Genomic DNA, 21,708 nt, shown 5'->3' on the forward strand with positions numbered 1-21,708 from the left:
TGTCGGTGGGGCCTGCCATGATTCGGCCATGAATGCGGAAGCGGTGGTACGCGCGTTGTGGGATCGCATGCAGGCCCGGGACTGGACCGGCGTCGGCGAGGTGCTGGCCGACGACGTGGTGGTCGAGTGGCCGGTCAGCGCCGAGCGGATCGTGGGCCGCGAGAACTACGTGAAGGTCAACGCCGAGTACCCGGAGGGCTGGTCGATCCGGGTGCTGCGGGTGGTGGCATCCGGCGACACGGTGGTGTCCGAGGTGGAGGTGCCGCACGAGGGGATGGGCGTGCACCGGGTCGCCTCGTTCTGGACCGTGCGCGACGGGCGGATCGTCGACGGCCGGGAGTACTGGACCAGCCTCGGCCAGGACCCGTCCCCGCAGTGGCGAGCGGCCTGGGTCCAGCCGATCTGACGCCGCCGGCTGTCCGCGTACCCCAGGGGTCAGATCGTGGGGCGGCGGTGGGTGAGCGGGAAGCGGAGGATGCGGTCGTCGCCGGCCGCCGGGGTGCCGCGGCCGTCGCGGTTGCTGGTCGCCACCCAGAGCGCGCCGTCCGGCGCGACCTCGACGCTACGCAGGCGGCCGTACGTGCCGGCCAGCTCCGCCACCGGTACGCCGACGCGGCCGGCGGCGTCGACGGGCACCGCCCAGAGCCGGGCGCCGCGCAGCGCGGCGACGTAGAGCGTGCCCCTGGTGAACGCGGCGCCGCTCGGGGACGCCTGCGCGGGCGGCCAGACGACGACCGGGTCGCGGAACCGGGGATCACCGGCGACGCCCTCGACGAGCGGCCAGCCGTAGTTGCCGCCGGGCACGATCCGGTTCACCTCGTCCCAGGTGCTCTGGCCGAACTCGGTGGCGAACAGCCGCCCCTGCCGGTCCCAGGCGAGGCCCTGCACGTTGCGGTGGCCGTAGCTGTAGACGAGCGAGCCGGGCAACGGGTTGCCCGCCGGCACGCCCCCGTCCGGGCGGATCCGCAGGATCTTGCCGTTGCGGCTGGTCAGGTCCTGCGCGCGGGCGGACACCCCGGCGTCGCCGATCCCGGCGTAGAGCATGCCGTCGGGGCCGAACGCGATCCGGCCGCCGTCGTGGACGGCGCTGCGGGCGATGCCGCTCACCAGCACCTGCGGCGCGCGGGACGAGCCGAGGCGGAACCGGACGATCCGGATGTCGGTGGCGGTGGTGTAGGCGGCGTAGACCCACCGGTCCCGGCGGTACGTGGGGGACACCGCCAGCCCGAGCAGGCCCGCCTCGCCGCCCGCGGCTGCGTCGGAGATCCGGGCCACCTGCCGGGCCGGGCGACCCGGGCGTACGCGCAGGATCGTGCCCTGGTCCCGCTGCGCGACCAGGGCGCTGCCGTCGGGCAGGAAGTCCAGCCCCCACGGCGCCTCCAACCCGGCCGCGACGACGCGGGGACGGGTCAGGTCGTAGCCGGACCAGCCGGCGCGCCCGTCGAAGCCGCGCAGGTCGAGCGCGACCGGGCGCTGGTGCGCGTCGGCGGGGGCCGGCCGGTCCGGGCCGTCCGCGGACGGCCGGCCGGTGGGCCGGTTGCCGGCGTGGGCGTCGGTCGCTGCCAGCACGATCGCGAGGACGGCGGCGACGACCGCGACGGTACGACGGCGCATGTGCACTCCCCGGTTTCGCACCCGGCCTCGCCGGGGCATTGACGGTGATCCGGTTTGCCAGTAGACCTTGGTGATGGAGGCCCCTGATGAAGCAAACGCCGCTCTCGCTGGAACAGTTGCGGGTCGCCGTCACCGAGGGTGAGATCGACACGGTGGTGCTCGCGCTCACCGACATGCAGGGCCGATTGCAGGGCAAGCGGTTCCACGCGCCCTACTTCCTGGACCAGGTGGTCGCCAACGGCAGCGAGGGGTGCAACTACCTGCTCGCCGTCGACGTCGACATGAACACCGTCGACGGGTACGCGATGTCGAGCTGGGAACGCGGCTACGGCGACTTCGCCATGAAACCCGACTTCGCCACCCTGCGCCGCACGCCGTGGCAGCCCGGCTCCGCGCTGCTGCTGGCCGACCTGGAGTGGCTGGACGGCTCCGGCCCGGTGGTCGCCTCACCCCGGCAGATCCTGCGCCGCCAGCTCGACCGGCTGGCCGCGCACGGGCTGACCGCGTACGCCGGCACCGAACTGGAGTTCGTGCTCTACCGCGACTCGTACGAGGAGGCGTGGCAGCGCGGCTACCGCGACCTGACGCCGGCCAACCAGTACAACGTGGACTACTCGCTGCTCGGCACCGCCCGGGTCGAGCCGCTGCTGCGCCGCATCCGCACCGAGATGGCGGGCGCCGGGCTCACCCCGGAGAGCGCGAAGGGCGAGTGCAACCTCGGCCAGCACGAGATCGCCTTCCGGTACGACGAGGCGGTGCGCTGCGCCGACCACCACGTCATCTACAAGAACGGCGCGAAGGAGATCGCCGCCCAGGAGGGCATGGCGATCACGTTCATGGCGAAGCCGAACGAGCGGGAGGGCAACTCCTGCCACATCCACTTCTCGCTGCGCGACGCCTCCGGCTCGTCGGCGATGCTGGGCGACGGGCCAGCGCACCTGAGCGTCACCGGGCAGCGGGTGCTGGCCGGGCTGCTCGCCACGATGCGCGAGTTCAGCCTGTTCTTCGCACCGAACATCAACTCCTACAAGCGCTACCAGCCCGGCTCGTTCGCGCCGACCGCGCTGCGCTGGGGCACCGACAACCGCACCTGCGCGCTGCGGCTGGTCGGGCACGGGCAGGGGATGCGGGCGGAGAACCGGGTGCCGGGGGCCGACGTCAACCCGTACCTGGCGATCGCCGCGCTGGTGGCCGGCGCGGTGCACGGCATCGAGAACGAGCTGGAGCTGGGCGACGAGTGCGCCGGGAACGCGTACGGCGACCCGGACGCCGAGCGGGTGCCCACCACGCTGCGTGACGCGCTGGACCTGTGGCAGCGCTCGGAGGTGGCCCGGGAGGCGTTCGGCGACGAGGTGGCCGCCCACTACGCCAACCAGGCGAAGGTCGAGCTGACCGCCTTCGACGCCGCGGTGACGGACTGGGAGCTGACCCGTGGCTTCGAACGCCTCTGACCCCGCCGCGCTCCCAGGCCCTCCTCCGCGATCTTGCACTTGCGGCCCTCGGTGCGGGCGTTATGCGGCTTTCGCCGGGGCAGCAAGTGCAAGATCGCGAGGGCGAGGGCGAGGGCGAGGGCGAGGGCGAGGGGAGGGGAGCGCGCGTGGGTGAGGTGATCTCGCCTGTTGATGGAGCCGGGATCGGGGTTGTTCCGGGGTGCTCCGTTGAGGACGTGGATGCCGCGATCTCGCGGGCTTCCGCGGCGTTCGAGACGTGGCGTCGGGTGGCGCCGGGGGATCGGGGGCGGCTGCTGCGGCGGTTCGCGGCCCAGGTCGACGCGCACCTGGAGGAGCTGGCTCTCCTGGAGGTACGCAACGCCGGGCACACCATCGGCAACGCCCGCTGGGAGGCGGGCAACGTCCGCGACGTGCTCGACTACTACGCGGGCGCGCCGGAACGGCTGACCGGCCACCAGATCCCGGTGTCCGGCGGGCTCGACGTCACGTTCCACGAGCCGCTGGGCGTGGTCGGCGTGATCGTGCCGTGGAACTTTCCGATGCCAATCGCCGGCTGGGGATTCGCCCCGGCGCTCGCCGCCGGCAACACGGTGGTGCTGAAGCCGGCCGAGCTGACCCCGCTCACCGCGCTGCGCCTGGCCGAACTGGCCCGCGACGCCGGCCTGCCCGACGGCGTGTTCACAGTGCTGCCCGGCCGGGGCAGTGTGGTCGGTGAACGCTTCGTCACCCATCCGGCGGTCCGCAAGATCTGCTTCACCGGCTCGACCGAGGTCGGCACCCGGATCATGGCCGGCTGCGCGGCCCAGGTGAAGCGGGTGACGCTGGAGTTGGGCGGCAAGTCGGCGAACATCGTCTTCGCCGACGCGGACCTGGAGAAGGCGGCTGCGACCGCGCCGTACGCCGTCTTCGACAACGCCGGCCAGGACTGCTGCGCCCGCTCCCGGATCCTGGTCCAGCGCCGGGTGTACGACCGCTTCCTGGAACTGCTCGAACCGGCCGTACGGGCGGTGCGGGTGGAGGACCCGGCCCGGGACACGGCCGAGATGGGCCCGCTGATCTCCGCCGCGCACCGGGACCGGGTCGCCGGGTACGTCGACGGTGCGGACGTCGCATTCACCGGCTCGTGCCCCGACGGCCCCGGATTCTGGTACGCCCCGACGGTGCTGCTCGCCGGCTCCCCGGCCGACCGGCACTGGCGGGAGGAGGTGTTCGGCCCGGTCGTCTCGGTGCTGCCGTTCGACGACGAGGCGGACGCGATCCGGCTCGCCAACGACACCGAGTACGGGCTCTCCGGCTCGATCTGGACCCGGGACGTCGGGCGGGCGGTGCGGGTGGCCCGCGCCGTCGAATCGGGCAACCTCAGCGTCAACTCGCACTCCTCGGTGCGCTACTGGACCCCGTTCGGCGGGATGAAGCGTTCCGGCCTGGGCCGGGAGCTGGGTCCGGACGCGCTGCACGCCTTCACCGACGTCAAGAACGTGTTCATCGGCACCGAGGAGTGATCACAGTGCAGGGACGGCTTTCCGACCGGGTGGCGGTCGTGACCGGCGCGGGCAGCGGCATCGGGCTGGCCACCGTACGGCGATTCGCCGCCGAGGGCGCCCGGGTGGTGTGCGTGGACATCGACGCCGACGCCGGTACCCGGGCCGCCCAGGAGGTGGGCGGCGAGTTCGTCGCCGCCGACGTGGCCGACGAGGCGGCCGTGCGCGACCTGTTCGACGGGGTGGTGCAGCGGCACGGCCGGGTGGACGTGTCGTTCCACAACGCGGGCATCTCGCCGCCGGACGACGACTCGATCCTGGAGACCGGCCTGGACGCCTGGGAACGGGTGCTGCGGGTCAACACGACGAGCGTGTACCTGTGCTGCAAGTACGTCATCCCGCACATGCGGCGGCAGGGTAAGGGCTCGATCATCAACACCGCGTCGTTCGTGGCGCTGATGGGCGCGGCGACGTCGCAGATCGCGTACACGGCGAGCAAGGGCGGGGTGCTGGCGATGACCCGGGAGCTGGGCGTGCAGTTCGCCCGCGAGGGCATCCGGGTCAACGCGCTGTGTCCCGGGCCGGTGGCGACGCCGCTGCTGCTGGAGTTGTTCGCCAAGGACCCGGAGCGGGCTGCCCGGCGGCTGGTGCACGTGCCGATGGGCCGGTTCGGCGACCCGACCGAGATCGCCGCCGCGGTGGCGTTCCTGGCCAGCGACGACGCCTCGTTCATGACCGCCGCGCAGTTCGTCGTCGACGGCGGCATCACCGGCGCGTACGTCACCCCGCTGTGAGCGTTCGGAGAAGGCCGGTCATCGGCATCACCGCGTACGTCGAGCCGGCCGGCTGGGCGGTGTGGCGGGACGTGCCGGCGACGCTCGTGCCGCACGCGTACGTCCGGGCGGTCACCGCGGCGGGCGGCCGGGCCGTGGTGCTGCCCCCCGACGACGCCGACGCGGACGTGCTGGGGCTGCTGGACGGGCTGCTGCTGGCCGGCGGCGCGGACGTCGGCCCGGAGCGGTACGGCGAGCCGCCGGACCCGCGTACCGAGAGCCGGCCGGAGCGCGACGCGGGGGAGGTGACGCTGCTGACCGCCGCGCTCGCCGCCGACCTGCCGGTACTGGGCGTGTGCCGGGGGATGCAACTGCTGGCGGTGGCGTACGGCGGCCTGCTGCACCAGCATCTGCCGGACGTGGTCGGGCACGACGGGCACCGTCCCGCGCCGGGTGTCTACGGGTCGCATCCGGTGCGCTTCGCCGCCGGCAGCCGGACCGCCGAGGTGATGGCCGGGGTGGACCGGGTCAACTCGTACCACCATCAGGCGGTGGCCGACCCCGGCGGCCTGGCGGTGACCGGCTGGGCCGACGACGGGGTGGTCGAGGCGGTGGAGGATCCGGCGCGGCGCTTCGTGCTCGGGGTGCAGTGGCATCCGGAGAACGAGGCCGAGCCGCGGCCGGTGGCCGCGCTGGTCCGGGCCGCGATGTCGGCCAGATCACACACCCGCGTTTCGTAGGTGCGCGGACAGCCGAATCGGCGGTCCCGCCGACCAGGCGAGGTCCACCCGAGTCGCCCCGGAGCGTCGGTTACGCCAGGATGACACGGAGGTAAGCAGCGTCGAACGGTGCGGGTGCGTTACGTTGCTCGACCTTCGGGGTAGTAGGCGGGGACGGTCGGCGTGACAGCGCCGACCGTCGTGATCATGGCCGGAGCGGGAGGCTGCATGGGCTCGGCCCAGGGGGGCGGGGGCGACAGTCGTTCGTCCCCGGCGGCCGGCGAGGCGTCACTGTCGCCGCTGCTCGCCGCGGCGTTCGCGGCCGGCGGCGAGATGGGCGAGCGGCTGCGCGCCTTCGACTGGTCCGCCACCCCGCTCGGCAGCCCGGACCGCTGGCCCGCCGCGCTCTCCCACGCGATGAGCACCATGCTGTCGTCCCGCGCCCAGATGGTGGTGTTCTGGGGCGAGCAGCACCTGGCCTTCTACAACGACGCCTACCGGCCCACCATCGGCGACAAGCACCCCGCCGTGATCGGGCAGGCCGCGCACCGGCACTGGGCCGAGACCTGGGACGTGCTCGGCCCGCTGCTGGACGGGGTGCGCCGCACGGGTGTGCCCTACCGGGGTGAGAACCACCCCTTCGTGCTGAACCGGCACGGCTTCCTGGAGGACGTCTACTTCGACGTCTCGTACGACCCGATCCGCGACGTCGACGGCACCGTCAGCGGGATCTTCTGCTTCGTCAACGAGACCACCGGGCGGGTGCTCGGCGAACGCCGGCTGCGGGCCCTGGCCGAGCTGGGAAACGAGCTGGGCGACGTGCCGAGCATGCTCGAACTGGGCCGGGCCGTCGCCCGGGTGCTCGACGCCCACGACGCCGACGTGCCGTTCAGTGCGCTGTGGTTCCCCGACGAGCGCGGCACGCTCGTGCCGGGCGGCTGCACAGGTGTGGACCCGGTCACCGTCGCCGGTCCGCCGCCCGGGCTGCCCGACGGCGAGCCGCTGACCGCACCGCGCTGGATCGCCACCGCCGACCTGCCCGGCGCGGTGCCCCCGGACGCCGCCGGCCAGGCGCTCCTGCTGCCGCTGACCGCGACCAACGAGTCGGCCGGCGTGCTGCTGCTCGGGGTGTCCCGCCGGCTGCCCTTCACCGACGACTACCGCGACTTCGTCGACCTGGTCGGCGCGCAGGTCTCCCGGGCGGTGGGCAAGCAGCGGGCGTACGAGCAGGAACGCGCCCGCGCCGCCGAGCTGGCCGCGCTGGACCGCGCCAAGACCAGCTTCTTCGCCAACGTCAGCCACGAGTTCCGTACCCCGCTGACGTTGGTCCTCGGGCCGCTGGAGGAGATGCTCGCGGACCGGGAGCTGCCCGAGCGGTACCTCGACCGGCTCACCGTCATGCACCGCAACGGGCTGCGTCTGCTCAAGCTGGTCAACACGGTGCTCGACTTCTCCCGGCTGGAGTCCGGCCGGCTGGCCGCCCGCTACCAGCCCACCGACCTGTCCGACTACACCTCCCGGCTGGCCAGCACGTTCCGCTCGGCCACCGAGCGGGCCGGGCTGCGCCTGGTGGTGGACTGCCCGCCGCTGCCCGCGCCGGTCTACGTCGACCGGGACATGTGGGAGAAGATCGTCCTCAACCTGGTGTCGAACGCGGTCAAGTTCACCTTCGACGGCGAGATCCGGGTCCGGGTCCGCGCGACCGACGGCGCCGCCGTCCTGGAGGTGGCCGACACCGGCGTCGGCATCGCGCCCGAGGAGCTGCCGCAGGTCTTCGAGCGGTTCCACCGGGTGGCCGGCGCCCGCTCGCGTACCCACGAGGGCACCGGCATCGGGCTCGCCCTGGTGCGCGAGCTGGTCGAGATGCACGGCGGCACTGTCACCGCGCACAGCATCGTCGACCGGGGCACCACGTTCACCGTGACACTGCCGTTCGGGTACGCGCACCTGCCCGCCGACCGGGTGGCCGCGTTGTCCCCGGTTCCGCTGAGCGAATCGGAGCAGGCCCGCCTGTACGTCGCCGAGACAGCGCTCTGGACCGACGAGGTGGCCCGGCCCACCGGACTGCCCGAGGCGTCCGGCGCACCGGGTGGATCCGGCCGCATCCTGTTCGCCGACGACAACCCCGACCTGCGCGAGCACGTCGTCCGGCTGCTCTCCCCGGCGTACGAGGTGGTGGCCGTGCGGGACGGCGTGGAGGCGCTGCGGCTGGCCGTCGAGACCCCGTTCGACCTGGTGCTGACCGACGTGATGATGCCCCGGCTGGACGGCTTCGGGCTGGTCGCCGCGCTGCGCGCCGAACCGGCGACCCGGCACGTGCCGATCGTGCTGCTCTCCGCGCGGGCCGGCGCCGCCGAGGAGGTCGCCGGCCTGTCCAGCGGCGCCGACGACTACCTGACCAAGCCCTTCTCCAGCCAGGAGCTGGTGGCCCGGGTGCGGGCCAACGTCGAACTGGGCCAGTTGCGCGGGCAGATCATCCGCCGCCTGCGGGCCCTCGCCGACGCCGCTGTGGAGATCAACACCGCCCGGTCCACCGCCGACGTGGTCCGGGTGGCCGCCCGGCACGCGCTGCGCCTGGCCGAGGCAGGACGGGTCCGGGTCACCGCCACCGGGGCCCGCCACGAGGAGGACGCCGGCGGCGACCTGCCTGCCGAGCCGACCGTGGTGCTGCCGCTCTCCGGCACCTCCGGCGAGCAACTCGGCGAGCTGCGCGTGTGGCGCGGAGAGGGTGGTGGCACCGAGGAGGCGGCGCTCACCGAACTGGCCCGGCTGATCGGCGTACGGCTGGAGAACGCCCAGCTCTACGAGGCCGAGCACCACATCGCCACCACGCTCCAGCACAGCCTGCTGCCGCGTACGCTGCCGCAGCTGCCCGGCGCGGTGATCGCCAGCCGCTACCTGCCGGGCAGCGCGGACGTGGAGGTCGGCGGCGACTGGTACGACGTGATGGCCACCGCCGATGACGGCCTGGTGCTGGTCATCGGCGACGTGGTCGGCAAGGGCGTGCGGGCCGCCGCGGCGATGGGCCAGCTCCGCAACGCGCTGCGGGCGTACGTCCTGGAGGGCTACGACCCGGGCGAGGCGCTGACCCGGCTCAACCGGCTGGTCCACTCCGCCGGCAGCGGCTCCTTCGCCACTGTGGTCTGCCTCGGCTTCTCCCCGCGCACGGGCCGGATCCGGTACGCGAGCGCGGGCCATCCCTCACCCCTGCTGATCCGCGGAGACGAGGTGGCGTTCCTGCACGATCGGGCCCTCGGACCGCCGATCGGGGCGATCCCCGGCGCCGTCTATCCGGCCGCCGAAGGTGAACTTGCGCCGGGCAACCGGCTTCTGCTCTACACCGACGGCCTGATCGAGGACCGGTCCGCGGGCATCGACGCCGGGCTGGGCCAGTTGCGGGCCGACGCGACGGCGCGCGCCGGGCACGTGGCGGACCTGGTCGACGCCGTCATGGCCCGGGTGGCCGAGCGGTCCCGGCACGACGACGTGGCGGTGCTCGCGCTGGAGGCGGCCGAGCTGAACCGGTTCGCGCTGCGCCTGCCCGCCGACCCGACCCGGCTCAGCGTGCTGCGCAAGCGGCTGGAGGACTTCCTCGTCGCCCACCACGTCGGCGAGACCGACCTGTTCGACCTGACCGTGGCGGTCTCCGAGGCGGCGGCGAACGCGATCGAGCACCCGGTCGACCCGGTGGACCCGACGATCGAGGTCGAGGTGACCATCGCCGACCGTACGGTCACCGCGACCATCCGGGACAGCGGACGCTGGCGGGAGTCGAGCGGGTCGACCTTCCGGGGGCGCGGGCTGGCGCTGATCCAGGCGCTGGGCGAGATGAACGTGACCCGTTCCGCGAACGGCACCGAGCTGACGCTGCGCCGCCGGCTGGCCGACTAGAGACGTGCCATCGGGCATGATGATCGGCATGCGTTACCTGCTGCCTCACCCCGACGCCGTGGCCGACCTCAGCGATCTTGACGTCGGGCTTTACGACGGCACGCAGCCCCTTCCAGAGAACCTGGACGACGTCGAGTTGTACGCGGTGCCGTACGGGCTCATCGATCCGCGCCTGTGTGAGCCGATCACTCGGATGCCTCGGCTCAACGTCGTGCAGACAGTGACCGCTGGTTACGACCACGTCCTGCCATTCCTGCGGCCTGGTCTGACCCTGGCCAACGGCCGGGGCGTTCACGATGCGGCTACCGCCGAACTCGCCGTGACGCTTACGCTCGCCGCCCGGCGCGGACTGCCGCAACTCGTCCGGGCGGGCGACGAGGGCCGCTGGGACGCGTACTGGTCGCGTGGACTGGCTGACGCCCGGGTCCTCATCGTCGGCTACGGCTCGATCGGCGCCGCGATCGAACGCCGGCTCGCCGGGTTCGAGGTAGCCGTCAGCCGGGTGGCCCGGACTGCCCGCCCCGGGGTCCGGCCGATCTCAGAGATCGCGGACATGCTGCCGCACGCGGACGTCGTCATCCTTTCCACACCGCTGACCCCGGAAACCGAAGGCATGGTGAACTCGGACTTCCTCGCCAAGATGGCCGACGGGGCCCTGCTGGTGAACGTGTCAAGGGGCCGGGTGGTGGACACCGACGCGCTGCTCAGCGAACTCGGCAAAGGCCGGATGCACGCCGCCTTGGACGTTACCGAGCCCGAGCCGCTGCCCGCTGGTCACCCGCTGTGGTCCGCGCCGAATGTCCTTATCAGCCCGCACGTCGGCGGCCTGACCGCGGCGTTGTCACCCCGGGCTCGCCGCTTGTTGGTCGACCAGGTACGGCGGCACGCAGCGGGCGAACCACTCGCGAACGTTGTCGTCGCGCCATGACCGCCCGCTGCGGACGTCCGAGGTAGCGGCGACCCTCGCCCACGGCACGGACAGGTTCCGCGCCGTCAGGGCTGGGCGAGCCAGTCCTGGTCGCCCAGCCCGGAGATGTCCAGCACGCGCCGGACCTGCAAGGACGGCAGCACGGTGAGCGCGTCCGGGAACCGCTGGGCCAGCCGGACCACCGCGTGGATGGCGGCCGAGTCGAAGAAGGTGACCGCCCGCAGGTCGAGGGCCAGCCGCTTGGCGGGCTCGCGGAGCGCGGTCTGGAACATGGTGTCGGCGGTCGCCATGTCGACCTCGCCGGTCACCTGGACGCGCAGTTGGTCGCCGTCGACCTGGGCGGTCACGGAGAAGACGGGCGCCGCGCCCCCTTGATCCACGGAGCAACAATGGCACAGCGTTTGCGGCACGGCAACAACCTCCCCGGCGGGCCTGTGGCGGGGGGCACACCGGCCCCGGCGATAGGCTTGGACCATGACCGTCCGTGCGCCGCTGACCCCCGGCACGCTCTCCCCGTGGCGAGCGGTTCCCGCCCACATCCCGCGCCCGGAGTACGTGGGTAAGAAGCGCCCGCAGGAGTGGCGCGGCTCGCACGTGCAGACGCCGGAGACCATCGAGAAGATGCGCGTGGCGGGGCGTCTCGCCGCCCAGGCCACCCAGCTCGCCGGTGAGCACTGCAAGCCCGGGGTGACCACCGACGAGATCGACAGGGTCGTGCACGAGTTCCTCTGCGACCACGGCGCCTACCCGTCGACGCTCGGCTACCGGGGCTTCCCCAAGTCGTGCTGCACCAGCCTCAACGAGGTGATCTGCCACGGCATCCCCGACACCACTGTGCTCCAGGACGGCGACATCATCAACGTCGACGTCACCGCGTACCTGAACGGCGTGCACGGCGACACCGACGCCACGTTCTGCGTGGGCGAGGTGAGCGAGGAGGCCCGCCTGCTGGTCGAGCGGACCCACACGGCGATGATGCGCGGCATCAAGGCGATCGCACCGGGGCGGCAGATCAACGTCATCGGCCGGGTGATCGAGTCGTACGCCAAACGCTTCGGCTACGGCGTGGTCCGCGACTTCACCGGGCACGGCATCGGTGAGGCGTTCCACAGTGGCCTCTACGTGCCGCACTACGACAGCCCGCGCCCCACCGACGTGATGGAACCGGGGATGACGTTCACCGTCGAGCCGATGATCACGCTCGGCACCTACCAGTACGACATGTGGGACGACGGCTGGACCGTGGTCACCAAGGACCGCCGGTGGACGGCCCAGTTCGAGCACACCATCGTCGTGACCGACGACGGCTACGAGATCCTGACGCTGCCGTGACCGACACCCCCGCGGCACTGCGCGAGGCGCACCACGCGGACGTCTCCGGCGGGTGGCTGCGTCCGGCGGTCTTCGGCGCGATGGACGGCCTGGTCACCAACATCGCGCTGATCGCCGGTGTGGGCGGCGGCGGGGTGTCCCCGCGCAGCGTGGTGCTGACCGGCACGGCCGGCCTGGTGGCCGGCGCCATCTCGATGGGCCTCGGCGAGTACACGAGCGTCCGGTCAGCGAACGAGCAGGTCGCCGCCGAGGTGGCCAAGGAGCGGCGCGAGCTGGAACGCCACCCGGAGGCCGAGGCCCGGGAACTGGCCGACGCGTGGGTCGCCCGTGGACTGCCCCGGGATCTGGCGACACAGGTCGCCGAGGCGGTACGCGCCAACCCCGAGGAGGCGCTGCGCGTGCACGTACGGGAGGAACTGGGCGTCGACCCCGACGACCAGCCCAGCCCGTGGGCCGCCGCGATCTCGTCGTTCATCTGTTTCTCGATCGGCGCCCTGGTGCCGCTGCTGCCGTACCTGCTCGGCTTCACCAGCCTCTGGCTGGCGCTCGCCGTCGGCGGCGTGGGGCTGTTCGTGGCCGGTGCGGTCGTGGCCCGGTTCACCAACCGCGCCTGGTGGCGCAGCGGCCTGCGGCAGTTGCTGCTCGGCGCGCTGGCGGCCGGCGCCACCTACCTGATCGGCGCGCTGATCGGCGTCGGCGGCGGCATCGGCTGACGGTAAACCGTCCGCGACCGGCAGCCGTCGGCGAGCCGCCAGCCGTCCGCAGGTCGTCAGCCGGACAGCAGGTCGTCGATGGTGCCGTCGACCGGGCGGCCCCGGGCAGCCAGCTCCTCGGCCTGGCGGGTCAGCGCCGCGCCCACCTCGGTCATGTCCGCCCCGGCCAGCCCGGTACGCCGCACCGCGTCCCCCGGGTCGCGGAAGTAGGTGCGGCTGAACAGTCCCTGCACGGTTGCGGCGGCCAGCCGTGCCTCGCCGAGCATGAGCAGCGCCTGGTCCGTCTCGTACCACTCGGCCAGCCGCAGCGCCCGGGCGTGCGCCGCGCTGCCCCGGTACCACGCCTGCCGCGCCGCGCTCGTGAACTCCGCCGGCCGGGCCCGTGCCAGCCGCGCCAGGTGCTCGTCGCGCAGCTTCCGCAGCCAGCCGGTCGGATCGTGCAGGGCGCGCGTGGTGACGTACCGGTCCGCGGCCAGCGGCCAGCGGGACGTGATCGTCGTCGCCCGGCGCAGGTAGTCGTCCGCCCCGGCCACCGTGAGGTCGACGAGCACACCGTCCACCCGCCGGGTGGCGGGCGGCGGCCCGGCGCCCGGCCGGTAGGTGACGACCAGCAGCCCGACCTCGCGGTCCCCGCCGCCGTCGTCGTCGCCGTGCGCGAGCGGACCGTGTACGGCGACCGCCAGCACGTCGGCCGGGAACCGCCGCAGGACGGCGTCACCGACCCGCTCGGCCACCTGCCACCGTGGATCGTCCAGACGCCGCTCGGCGTTCACGTCGAGCGCCACGGTCCACCTCCGTCCGACAGGTCGCCTGCGGCAACCCTAGTCAGATCGGGCCGGACCGCCCCGGCGACGCGGATGTCGGATTGTGCGCGGCTGCGGCCGGGAAGGACGCTCAGGCGTTCGGGACCAGGCGGAACACGCGGATCTCGCGGCCACCGGCGCGCTCGACGTACGTGCGGTACGCGGGCCACTCCTGCACCAGCCGCTGGAACAGCCGTTCCCGTTCCTCGCCCGTGACCTGCTCCGCGGTGACCGGGATCCGGCGTCCCTTGACGTCCACCTCGGCACCCGGGTGGGCCATCAGGTTGAACGTCCAGGACGGCTGGTGCTGCTGCCCCCAGTTCGAGCCGATCACCACGTAGGCGTCGCCGTCGGGGACGTACACCAGGGGGTTGCTGCGGGGCTTGCCGGAGCGGCGGCCGGTGGAGGTGAGCACCAGCGTGGGCACGAGCCCGAAGGCGACCACGCGGCCCTTCGTCATCCGCCCGACCAGCCGGTCGGCCGGGACGAGCAGGCGCATGGTGGCGCCGAACCAACGCTGGTGACCTAGGCGGCGGGTGAGGGTTCCCAGGGCTGACATCCGACAAGTGTGCCGCCCACACCGCGCCCCGTCACCCCCTCGGACGGTCAGTCCGCCCCAAGGTCGACTCCATTTCCCCGAAGTGGTGGCATCCACCTCACCGGGATGCCGCCACTCCGGCGAAGTGGTGTGGATCATGGCGGGTGGGGGTCAGTCGAGCCGGCGTTCGATCGGCAGGCGGGAACGGGTGAACAGGGCCGCGCCGCCCATCGCCACCAGCGGCACCACGACCAGCGCGGCGAGCGTCACGCCGGGCACCGTCACCGGGTACTGCGCCTGCACCGGCCAGGCTTCCGCGTACCGCTGGTTGAGCGCGGCCAGGACGACCACGGCGGAGCCGAGCCCGGCGACGATGCCCAGCGCCGAACCGAGCACCGCGATCACCCCGGCCTGGCAGAGCGACAGCAGGCGGCGTACCCGGGGATCGGCCCCGACCGCCGCGAGCGTGGACAGGTCCCGGCGGCCCTCGGCGGCGGCGAGGCCGGTGGCTACCGCGGCGGCGCCGAGCGTGATCACACCGGAGGCCACCGCGAGAAGGAGCAGCATCGGGCGCTGGTCCGACGGCGGGTCGGCGGTCGCCAGCTGCGCCGACATGGGCCCGATGTCGAACAGCTCGTCGGCCAGCATCTCCATCTGCCGTTCGGTGGGCGAGCCGGCGGTGTCCAGTAGGTAGCCCATCGGCACGGCGGTCAGGCCGAGCGCGTCGGCGGCGGCGGGGGAGAGCACCAGCCGGTCGACTGTGAGACCGCCGCGCAGCGCGTACGCGGGCAGGAGACGCCCGGTGGGCGGGCCGCCGGAGTTGTAGTTGACCTCCACCCGGACCTGTCCATCCGTCACCCGCCGGGGGTCGGTGACCACCACGCCGCCGGCGGCGAGCGTCCGGCGCGCGGCGGCCAGTTCGTCGGCGGGCGCTCCGGTGAGCGCGGCCAGCGCGCCGCCGTCGTCCACGAGCGCCGGCAGGTAGACGTCGACCGGCTCCTGGAAGGGGCTCACGCAGCGCGGATCCCGCCGGGCCGCGTCGGGGACCGGGCCGGCGGCGTCGTACGGGCAGCGCTGCTCGGGCGGAACGAGCGCGTACGTGGTGCAGTCGTTCTTGTCCCGGACGTCGCCGACGCACCCGGGGGTCGCGACGGACACCACTGTGGCGTCGGGCAGGACCGCGCGGGCCCGAGCGGCGACGACCTCGGCCGACGGCGGGTCCGCCGGTGTCTCACCGGAGTGGGTGAGCAGCACGTTCCCCGGCGGCAGGCCGGGTTGCCAGAGCTCTCGCGACCGGGTCTCGTCGCTCGCCACGTAGACGCCGAGCGCGACGCTTCCGGCCACCGCCGCCATCACCGCCGAGATGGCGGGCGCGGCCGAGGACCGGTTGCGGCTGGCGTCACGCAACGCGAGCCGGGGGGTCAGCGGCAGCAACCGGCCGGCCCGGCCCAGCGCGCCGACCAGCGACGGGGTGCAGAACACCAGCCCCAGTTCGCCCAGCGCGACACCGGCCAGCACTCCGGTCTGCGAGGTGCGGCCGGCGGCGAACGCGGCGATCGCGGTCCCGGCGACGGTGAGCGCCACCCCGATCAGCAGCCAGCGGCGGCGGGGCCGGGTCGCGTCGCGCCGGCCGGCCAGGCCGGTCGCCACGTCCTGCCGGGCCGCCGCCCAGGCCGGCGCCATCGCCGCGAGCACCCCGGCCAGCACCGCCGTCGCGGCGATCGCCACCAGCGCGGCCGGGAAGATCCGGTACGCCCCGAGGCGTTCCCCGAGCAGGTACTGCTCGACGATCGGCCGGCCGGCGAACGCGGCCCCGATGCCGAGCAGCATGCCCAGGGCGGCCCCGCCGGCACCGAGCACCACCCCGTCGGCGAGCACGATCCGGCGCAGGTGGGAGGCGTCGCCACCGGCCACCGCGACGAGTGCGAGGTCCCGCCGCCGGCGCCGGACGCTCACCGCGAAGGCCGGGCCGACCAGCAGCACCACCTCCAGCAGGCCCAGCCCGCCGACGACGCCGACGACGCCGGCCTCGTCGGCGTCCGGTACGGACATGCCGCGGTTGAACTCCTGCCGCCCGGGCAGCGGGTCACGGACGACGACCTGGATGCCCTGCGCGTTCAGCCGGTCGGCGAGCCCCGGTTCCAGCGGGCCGGGCAGGTCCACCAGCCAGGTGTCGCTGCCGGCTGCGGTCTCCCGGGTCACCCCGGCCAGCGTGACCACGTCCCGGAGGTTGTCCGGGTACTCCACCACCCCGACCACCCGGTACGTGGCGCCGTCGACGCTGCGGACCGGGTCGCCGATGCGGGTGTCGAGCCGGCGCAGCGCCGTCGGGCTGACCGCGATCTCGTCGGGGCGTACCGGCGGCCGGCCGTCGAGGACCTCGGCCAGCGGCCGGGTGAGCGGGTCGGTCAGGTCCAGGGCGCGCGCGTCGAGCGACTCGACGTGCCGGTTGACCCGCGTCGAGAACGTCATCCACCAGCCCGTGCGGGCGACCCGGCTGCCCTCGGGCAGCAGCGCGCGCACCTCCTCGGCGGTCGCCGGACGGGTCCGGCCGACCCAATCGCCCTCGACCGGCCAGGCCGACTCGCCCCAGGCGTCCTGCGTCACCGGCGTCAGGCTGTCCCAGCGCAGCGCGATGTCGGCGCCGCCGAGCTGGCGCTCGATGCGCTCGGCGCGGTTCAGATCCGCCATGTCGTAGCTGACGGCGGCGAAGCTGAGGCCGAACACCGGCAGCGCGATCATCACCAGCACCAGCAGCGTGCGCCGACGGGACCGCCGGGCCTCCCGGCGGGCGATTCGCAACGCGGTCCGCCACGACCCGCGTACGGCGGCGAGGCGGCCGCCGGTCACCGGCTGCTGCCGCTGAGCAGGTGGTCGACGCCGATCAACGGTGCGGTCGAGTCGACCATCACCCCGTCGCGCAGGAAGACCACCCGGTCCGCCCAGCCGGCGTGCCGGGCCTCGTGGGTGACAAGCACCCCGGCCGCCCCGGCGTCCACCCGGCGGCGCAGCAGGTGCAGCACCGCCTCGCCGGTCTGGGAGTCCAGCGCACCGGTCGGCTCGTCGGCGAGGACCAGGCGGCGCTGGCCGACGAGGGCCCGGGCGATGGCCACCCGCTGCTGCTGACCGCCCGACATCTGGTCCGGGAAGCGGTCGGCCAGATCCTCCAGGTCGACCTCGCGCAGCGCATCGAGGGCCGACTGGCGGGCGGCCCGTACGCCGGTGCCGTCCAGTTCCAGAGGAAGCGCCACGTTCTCCACGGCGGTCAGGCTGCCGAGCAGGTTCAGGTCCTGGAAGACGTACCCGATCCGGCGGCGGCGCAGCCGGGCCAGCTCGCGGGCGGACAGCCCGACCAGCGCCTCGCCCTCGACCACCACCTCGCCGCCGGTGGGCCGGTCCAGGCCACCGGCGAGCGCCAGCAGCGTGGACTTGCCGGACCCGGAGGGGCCCATCACGGCCACCAGCTCCCCGGCCCGCACGGTCAGGCTCACGCCGCGCAGCGCGTGCACGGCGGCCTCACCGGCGCCGTGGGTCCGGCGTACGTCCCGCAGTTCCAGCACCCCGTCGATCGGGTCCATCAGCGCCTCCCGTGCCGGGTCACCGGCGGGCTTCGTCGCCGGCCCGGTCCACCGCCTCGGGGTGGTCGACCGCCCGGATCGGCGCCGGGCGGTGCCGGACCAGGCTCGTCTCGCAGTGGTCGAGCCACCGCACCTCGGCCTCGGTCTGGAAGATCATCGCGTCCAGCACCAGCCGCCAGGGTAGATCCTCCGGCTTGTCGCTCGTGTACTTCAACCGGGTGAACTCCTGGAGCGCGCGCATGGTGGCGGTGCGCTGGGTCTGCACCACCGACCGCACGTCGACGCCGGGGGTGGTCAGCGCCAGCGCCAGTTTGATGGACAGCTCGTCCCGGGGCCGGTCGGCGCGGCTGATCGGCGTGGCGAACCACAGCGCCAGGTCCGCCCGTCCGGCGTCGGTGATCTCGTACGGCCGCTGCCCGCTCTCGTTCTCCGGCAGCGGGCGGACCAGTCCGTCACGTTCCAGCCGGGCCAGCGTCGTGTAGACCTGTCCGATGTTCAGCGGCCAGGTCGACCCGGTCGACTCCTCGAACGCAGCGCGCAGCTGGTAGCCGTACATCTGGCCGCGTTCGAGCAGGGCGAGCAGGCCGTGACGGATGGACATGACCGCGAGTATGCATACCTGGTATGCGCAACGCAACCGGAGGGTTCCGCCGGGTGACCGGCGCCGCGCTCAGGCCGGGCGGCCCGGGAACGGAACGGTGACCGGCGTCACCCCCGCCGTGCGCCGCCAGCGGGTGGCGCGCAACGCGCAGTCGGTGAGCGCGGCTAGCGCGGTGTTCCGGTCCGCGCCGGTGGTGTGCGGCAGCGCGGCCCGCCAGTGCCCGGCCGTCCGCTCCTCGATCTCCACCGCCAGGCGCAGCGCGCTCGCCCGATCCGTCACCGGGTAGGGCAGCGCGTATCCGGCCCGGTCGGCGGGCACCTGCCCGGAGCCCTCGGCGAGCTGGAGCAGCAGCGCGTCGCGGCGGGACCGGTGGGCCGCCTCGGCGGCGCGGGCCGCCGTACGCGCCGCCTCGGTCAGGTGCACGCCGATCACCCCGTACGCCCAGATCGCCGCATACTCGGCGGCGAGCGCGTCGGCGAGCGCGGTGGCCGGGCCGGTCGTCGGGCTGTTCACTTGAGCGCCTCCACGTGGGTCGCCCGGGCGGCGGCAATGGAACCGAGCAGCGCGGCCCGCTCGGCCGGCGCGGCGGCGCACGCCTTGGCCGCGTTCGTCCGGCCCTCCTGCTCGGCCCGGCGCAGCTCGGTGAGCACGGCGTCGGGTGCGGGCGCGCTCGCCGAGCCGGCGGGCGCCGGGGCACCGGACGGCGCCGGACGGCCGATCACGCGGCGTAGCTCCTCGGCGTGCGCCCGGTGCGCGTCGGCGATCGGGGTGAGCCGCCCGGCCAGCGCCGGGTCGGCGGTGGCGGCGGCCCGGTAGCGGGCCTCCAGCGCGAGCGCCTCGGCCACCAGCGGCTCCAGCGCGTCCGGCTCCGGTGGCTCCTCGTCGCGGTCGAAAAGATCACAGCCGGTCAGCGGCGCGGTCGCGCCGCCGAGCGCCACGAGCCCGCCGGCGCGCAGCAGCCAGCGCCGGGAATGCCCCGCTCTGACCTGGTCGGATGGTGTTCTGCCGATCCCCACCTGACAGAGTCAACACCATTCGCGCCGTCTCGTGGGTCAGGGTCTCGGTGCGCCGCCGGGTCCGTCGGCGGTCGTTAGCGTTACGCTCTGCGCAACCACCGGGCGCGGACGCCCCGGTGGCGCGCCGGTATGGCGGGCCGATCGCCCGCACCGGCCAGGGACAACACGGCCCGTGGGCCGTGGCAACAGCAGGAGAGGTGCGCGCAATGACGCAGCGTGGCCGTGCCACCCGGTCGACGGGGCCCGCCGGGCGGCCCCGCCGGCCCGACGGCCCCCGCGGCACGGACCGGAGCGGCGCACCCCGCGGCGATCTCGCCGCCCGCCGCAACCGGCTGCGCGAGGTGATCGAACCGGTCGTCACGGCGGCCGGTTACGACCTGGAGGATCTCTCCGTCTCCCGCGCGGGCCGCCGGCACGTGGTCCGGGTGATCGTGGACGCCGACGGCGGGATCAACCTGGACGCCGTGGCGGACGTCTCCCGCGCGGTCTCGGCGGCGCTGGACGCGGCCGAGGAGGCCGGCGGCGACATCGTGGCCGGCGAGTACCAGCTGGAGGTCAGCTCGCCCGGCGTGGACCGCCCGCTCACCCTGCCCCGGCACTGGCGGCGCAACGCCGGGCGGCTGGTGAAGGTCACCGTCCGCGGCGACGCGGGGGACCGCCAGCTCACCGGCCGGATCACTGCTGCCGACGACGAACGCGTGGTGCTGGAGACCGACGCCGGCCCCGCCGAACACCCGTACGCCGAACTCGGGCCCGGCCGGGTCCAGGTGGAGTTCAACCGCCTGGACGACCTGGCCGACGAGGACTTCGGTGACGACACCGACGACGACGAAGATCTGGAGGACGAGGAGAGGTGAACATCGACCTCGCGGCGCTGCGCGCCCTGGAGCGCGAGCGGGAGATCCCGTTCGACACGATCCTCGCGGCGATCGAGACCGCGCTGCTGACCGCCTACCGGCACACCGACGGCGCCGAGCCGCACGCCCGGGTGGAGATCGACCGTAAGAGCGGGGCCGCCTCGGTCTACGCGCAGGAACTGGACGCCGACGGCACGGTGACCCGGGAGTGGGACGACACTCCGCACGACTTCGGGCGGATCGCCGCCATGACCGCCAAGCAGGTGATCCTCCAGCGGCTGCGGGAGGCCACCGACGAGGTGCACTTCGGCGAGTACGTCGGCCGCGACGGTGACCTGGTCACCGGTGTGGTGCAGGCGCACGAGACCCGCCGGGAGAAGGGCATCGTCAGCGTCGACCTGGGCAAGCTGGAGGGCGTCCTGCCGCAGTCCGAGCAGGTCCCCGGCGAGCGGTACGAGCACGGCGAGCGGATCCGCTGCGTGGTCGTGCACGTCGCCAAGGGCATGCGCGGCCCGCAGATCACGCTGTCCCGGTCGCATCCCGGCCTGGTGAAGAAGCTGTTCGCGCTGGAGGTGCCGGAGATCGCCGACGGCACCGTGGAGATCGGCGCGATCGCGCGTGAGGCAGGTCACCGTACGAAGATCGCCGTGCGTTCGACCACCTCCGGCGTCAACGCCAAGGGCGCCTGCATCGGCCCGATGGGCCAGCGGGTCCGGGCCGTGATGAGCGAGCTGCACGGCGAGAAGATCGACATCATCGACTGGTCGGACGACCCGGCCACCTTCGTCGGCAACGCGTTGTCGCCGGCCAAGGCGCTGCGGGTCGAGGTGGTCGACCTGGCCTCCCGTACCGCCCGGGTGACCGTGCCGGACTTCCAGCTCTCGCTCGCGATCGGCCGGGAAGGGCAGAACGCCCGCCTCGCGGCCCGGCTGACCGGTTGGCGCATCGACATCCGGTCCGACGCGGAGACCGCGGCCCCGCAGAGCCGGGGCGGAGCTGATCACGTCCCGGAGCCGGGCGGCGCGATCTCCGGCGGCTAGGGGTAGACTTACTCAGTGGCACGACGCACGATTCCGGAGCGCACCTGTGTGGGCTGCCGGAAACGAGCGCCGGCCAGCGAGTTGTTGCGGGTCGTCGCGATCGGTGACGAGGCTGGTCACATCAGCCTCCGGCCCGATCCGGCCCGCAGACTGCCGGGTCGGGGAGCGAACATGCACCCTGATCCGGCCTGCTTCGCGCAGGCGGTGCGACGCCGCGCCTTCGGGCGGGCACTGCGCCTCACCGGGGTCCCCGACCACGGTGCGCTTGCGGAGCACGTCGACGCGCAACCCCCGACGACCGGTCAAGCCCGACCGGTCGAGGGTCGCTAGCAAGGTAGGACGACCGACATGAGCACACGATGAAGTCCCTGAA

20 protein-coding genes and 1 pseudogene are annotated in these 21,708 nt (G+C 73.8%); 12 read left to right on the top strand and 9 right to left on the bottom strand.

Annotation, left to right across the window (positions count from 1 at the left end):
- Positions 1 to 28: 28 nt before the first annotated feature.
- Entirely contained in the window at positions 29 to 406 is a 378-nt protein-coding gene (locus SM452_RS12680) for a nuclear transport factor 2 family protein (RefSeq protein ID WP_355506931.1), read from the top strand.
- 29 nt (positions 407 to 435) lie between these two features.
- Here SM452_RS12680 and SM452_RS12685 read toward each other — a convergent pair whose 3' ends face one another.
- Entirely contained in the window at positions 436 to 1,614 is a 1,179-nt protein-coding gene (locus tag SM452_RS12685; RefSeq protein WP_262013642.1) for a PQQ-dependent sugar dehydrogenase, read from the bottom strand.
- An 86-nt stretch (positions 1,615 to 1,700) separates the two neighbouring features.
- Between SM452_RS12685 and SM452_RS12690 the strand changes: the two genes are divergently transcribed.
- The 6 genes from SM452_RS12690 to SM452_RS12715 all read left to right on the top strand — a co-directional run bounded on the left by SM452_RS12690 (position 1,701) and on the right by SM452_RS12715 (position 10,857).
- Positions 1,701 to 3,065, top strand: coding sequence for a glutamine synthetase family protein (locus tag SM452_RS12690; protein WP_355506935.1), 1,365 nt, complete (start codon positions 1,701 to 1,703; stop codon positions 3,063 to 3,065).
- Positions 3,066 to 3,211: 146 nt separating this feature from the next.
- A complete protein-coding gene (locus SM452_RS12695; protein ID WP_463839964.1) occupies positions 3,212 to 4,567 on the top strand; it encodes an aldehyde dehydrogenase family protein in 1,356 nt (451 codons plus the stop codon).
- 5 nt (positions 4,568 to 4,572) lie between these two features.
- On the top strand, positions 4,573 to 5,340 hold the full coding sequence (locus SM452_RS12700; protein ID WP_463839965.1) for a 3-oxoacyl-ACP reductase: 768 nt from the start codon (positions 4,573 to 4,575) through the stop codon (positions 5,338 to 5,340).
- Positions 5,337 to 6,059 carry a gamma-glutamyl-gamma-aminobutyrate hydrolase family protein gene (locus tag SM452_RS12705; RefSeq protein ID WP_262013640.1) on the top strand — a complete coding sequence of 241 codons (723 nt, stop codon included), beginning with the start codon at positions 5,337 to 5,339 and terminating at the stop codon, positions 6,057 to 6,059. Before SM452_RS12700 ends, SM452_RS12705 begins: the two co-directional genes overlap by 4 nt.
- 207 nt (positions 6,060 to 6,266) lie before the next feature.
- A complete protein-coding gene (locus tag SM452_RS12710; RefSeq protein WP_463839966.1) occupies positions 6,267 to 9,929 on the top strand; it encodes a SpoIIE family protein phosphatase in 3,663 nt (1,220 codons plus the stop codon).
- Between the two features lie 28 nt (positions 9,930 to 9,957).
- The gene (locus tag SM452_RS12715) at positions 9,958 to 10,857 is read left to right on the top strand and encodes a 2-hydroxyacid dehydrogenase (RefSeq protein WP_355506944.1); all 900 of its coding nucleotides are present in this window, start codon (positions 9,958 to 9,960) and stop codon (positions 10,855 to 10,857) included.
- Positions 10,858 to 10,922: 65 nt separating this feature from the next.
- On the opposite strand, the gene SM452_RS12720 is transcribed toward SM452_RS12715, so the two are convergent.
- Complete coding sequence (locus SM452_RS12720) at positions 10,923 to 11,237, bottom strand: STAS domain-containing protein (RefSeq protein WP_355506946.1); 315 nt, start codon at positions 11,235 to 11,237, stop codon at positions 10,923 to 10,925.
- Positions 11,238 to 11,331: 94 nt separating this feature from the next.
- Here SM452_RS12720 and map point away from each other — a divergent pair, with 94 nt between their 5' ends.
- Together map and SM452_RS12730 are read left to right on the top strand one after the other, a co-directional pair.
- Positions 11,332 to 12,189, top strand: coding sequence for a type I methionyl aminopeptidase (gene map, locus SM452_RS12725; protein ID WP_030269849.1), 858 nt, complete (start codon positions 11,332 to 11,334; stop codon positions 12,187 to 12,189).
- Positions 12,186 to 12,902: a VIT1/CCC1 transporter family protein gene (locus SM452_RS12730; protein WP_120571123.1), complete on the top strand. Its 717-nt coding sequence runs from the start codon at positions 12,186 to 12,188 to the stop codon at positions 12,900 to 12,902. The genes map and SM452_RS12730 overlap by 4 nt, the downstream gene beginning before the upstream one ends.
- A 56-nt stretch (positions 12,903 to 12,958) precedes the next feature.
- Here SM452_RS12730 and SM452_RS12735 read toward each other — a convergent pair whose 3' ends face one another.
- The 7 genes from SM452_RS12735 to SM452_RS12765 form a co-directional block, all read right to left on the bottom strand.
- Positions 12,959 to 13,687, bottom strand: a complete 729-nt coding sequence (locus tag SM452_RS12735) for a nucleotidyltransferase domain-containing protein (protein WP_327652905.1) — start codon at positions 13,685 to 13,687, stop codon at positions 12,959 to 12,961.
- Positions 13,688 to 13,796: 109 nt separating this feature from the next.
- A complete protein-coding gene (locus SM452_RS12740) occupies positions 13,797 to 14,264 on the bottom strand; it encodes a nitroreductase family deazaflavin-dependent oxidoreductase (RefSeq protein ID WP_120571121.1) in 468 nt (155 codons plus the stop codon).
- 150 nt (positions 14,265 to 14,414) lie between these two features.
- Positions 14,415 to 17,093, bottom strand: a complete 2,679-nt coding sequence (locus tag SM452_RS12745) for an FtsX-like permease family protein (protein WP_463839967.1) — start codon at positions 17,091 to 17,093, stop codon at positions 14,415 to 14,417.
- Complete coding sequence (locus tag SM452_RS12750; RefSeq protein ID WP_366620948.1) at positions 17,090 to 17,821, bottom strand: ABC transporter ATP-binding protein; 732 nt, start codon at positions 17,819 to 17,821, stop codon at positions 17,090 to 17,092. Before SM452_RS12750 ends, SM452_RS12745 begins: the two co-directional genes overlap by 4 nt.
- A 19-nt stretch (positions 17,822 to 17,840) precedes the next feature.
- Entirely contained in the window at positions 17,841 to 18,422 is a 582-nt protein-coding gene (locus SM452_RS12755; protein WP_013284661.1) for a PadR family transcriptional regulator, read from the bottom strand.
- Positions 18,423 to 18,491: 69 nt separating this feature from the next.
- On the bottom strand, positions 18,492 to 18,935 hold the full coding sequence (locus SM452_RS12760) for a ferritin-like domain-containing protein (protein ID WP_355506951.1): 444 nt from the start codon (positions 18,933 to 18,935) through the stop codon (positions 18,492 to 18,494).
- Entirely contained in the window at positions 18,932 to 19,381 is a 450-nt protein-coding gene (locus SM452_RS12765) for a hypothetical protein (RefSeq protein WP_355507200.1), read from the bottom strand. The genes SM452_RS12760 and SM452_RS12765 overlap by 4 nt, the downstream gene beginning before the upstream one ends.
- Before the next feature lie 263 nt (positions 19,382 to 19,644).
- Between SM452_RS12765 and rimP the strand changes: the two genes are divergently transcribed.
- From rimP to SM452_RS12780, 3 genes and pseudogenes are all read left to right on the top strand, one after another.
- Entirely contained in the window at positions 19,645 to 20,295 is a 651-nt protein-coding gene (rimP, locus tag SM452_RS12770) for a ribosome maturation factor RimP (protein ID WP_262013632.1), read from the top strand.
- Positions 20,292 to 21,335 (top strand): transcription termination factor NusA, encoded by a 1,044-nt coding sequence (gene nusA / locus SM452_RS12775; protein WP_463839968.1) that lies wholly within the window; start codon positions 20,292 to 20,294, stop codon positions 21,333 to 21,335. The genes rimP and nusA overlap by 4 nt, the downstream gene beginning before the upstream one ends.
- A 15-nt stretch (positions 21,336 to 21,350) precedes the next feature.
- A pseudogene (locus SM452_RS12780) lies at positions 21,351 to 21,687 on the top strand (YlxR family protein).
- The last annotated feature ends 21 nt before the right edge of the window (positions 21,688 to 21,708 follow it).

The organism is Micromonospora sp. SYSU B005, from assembly GCF_055362685.1.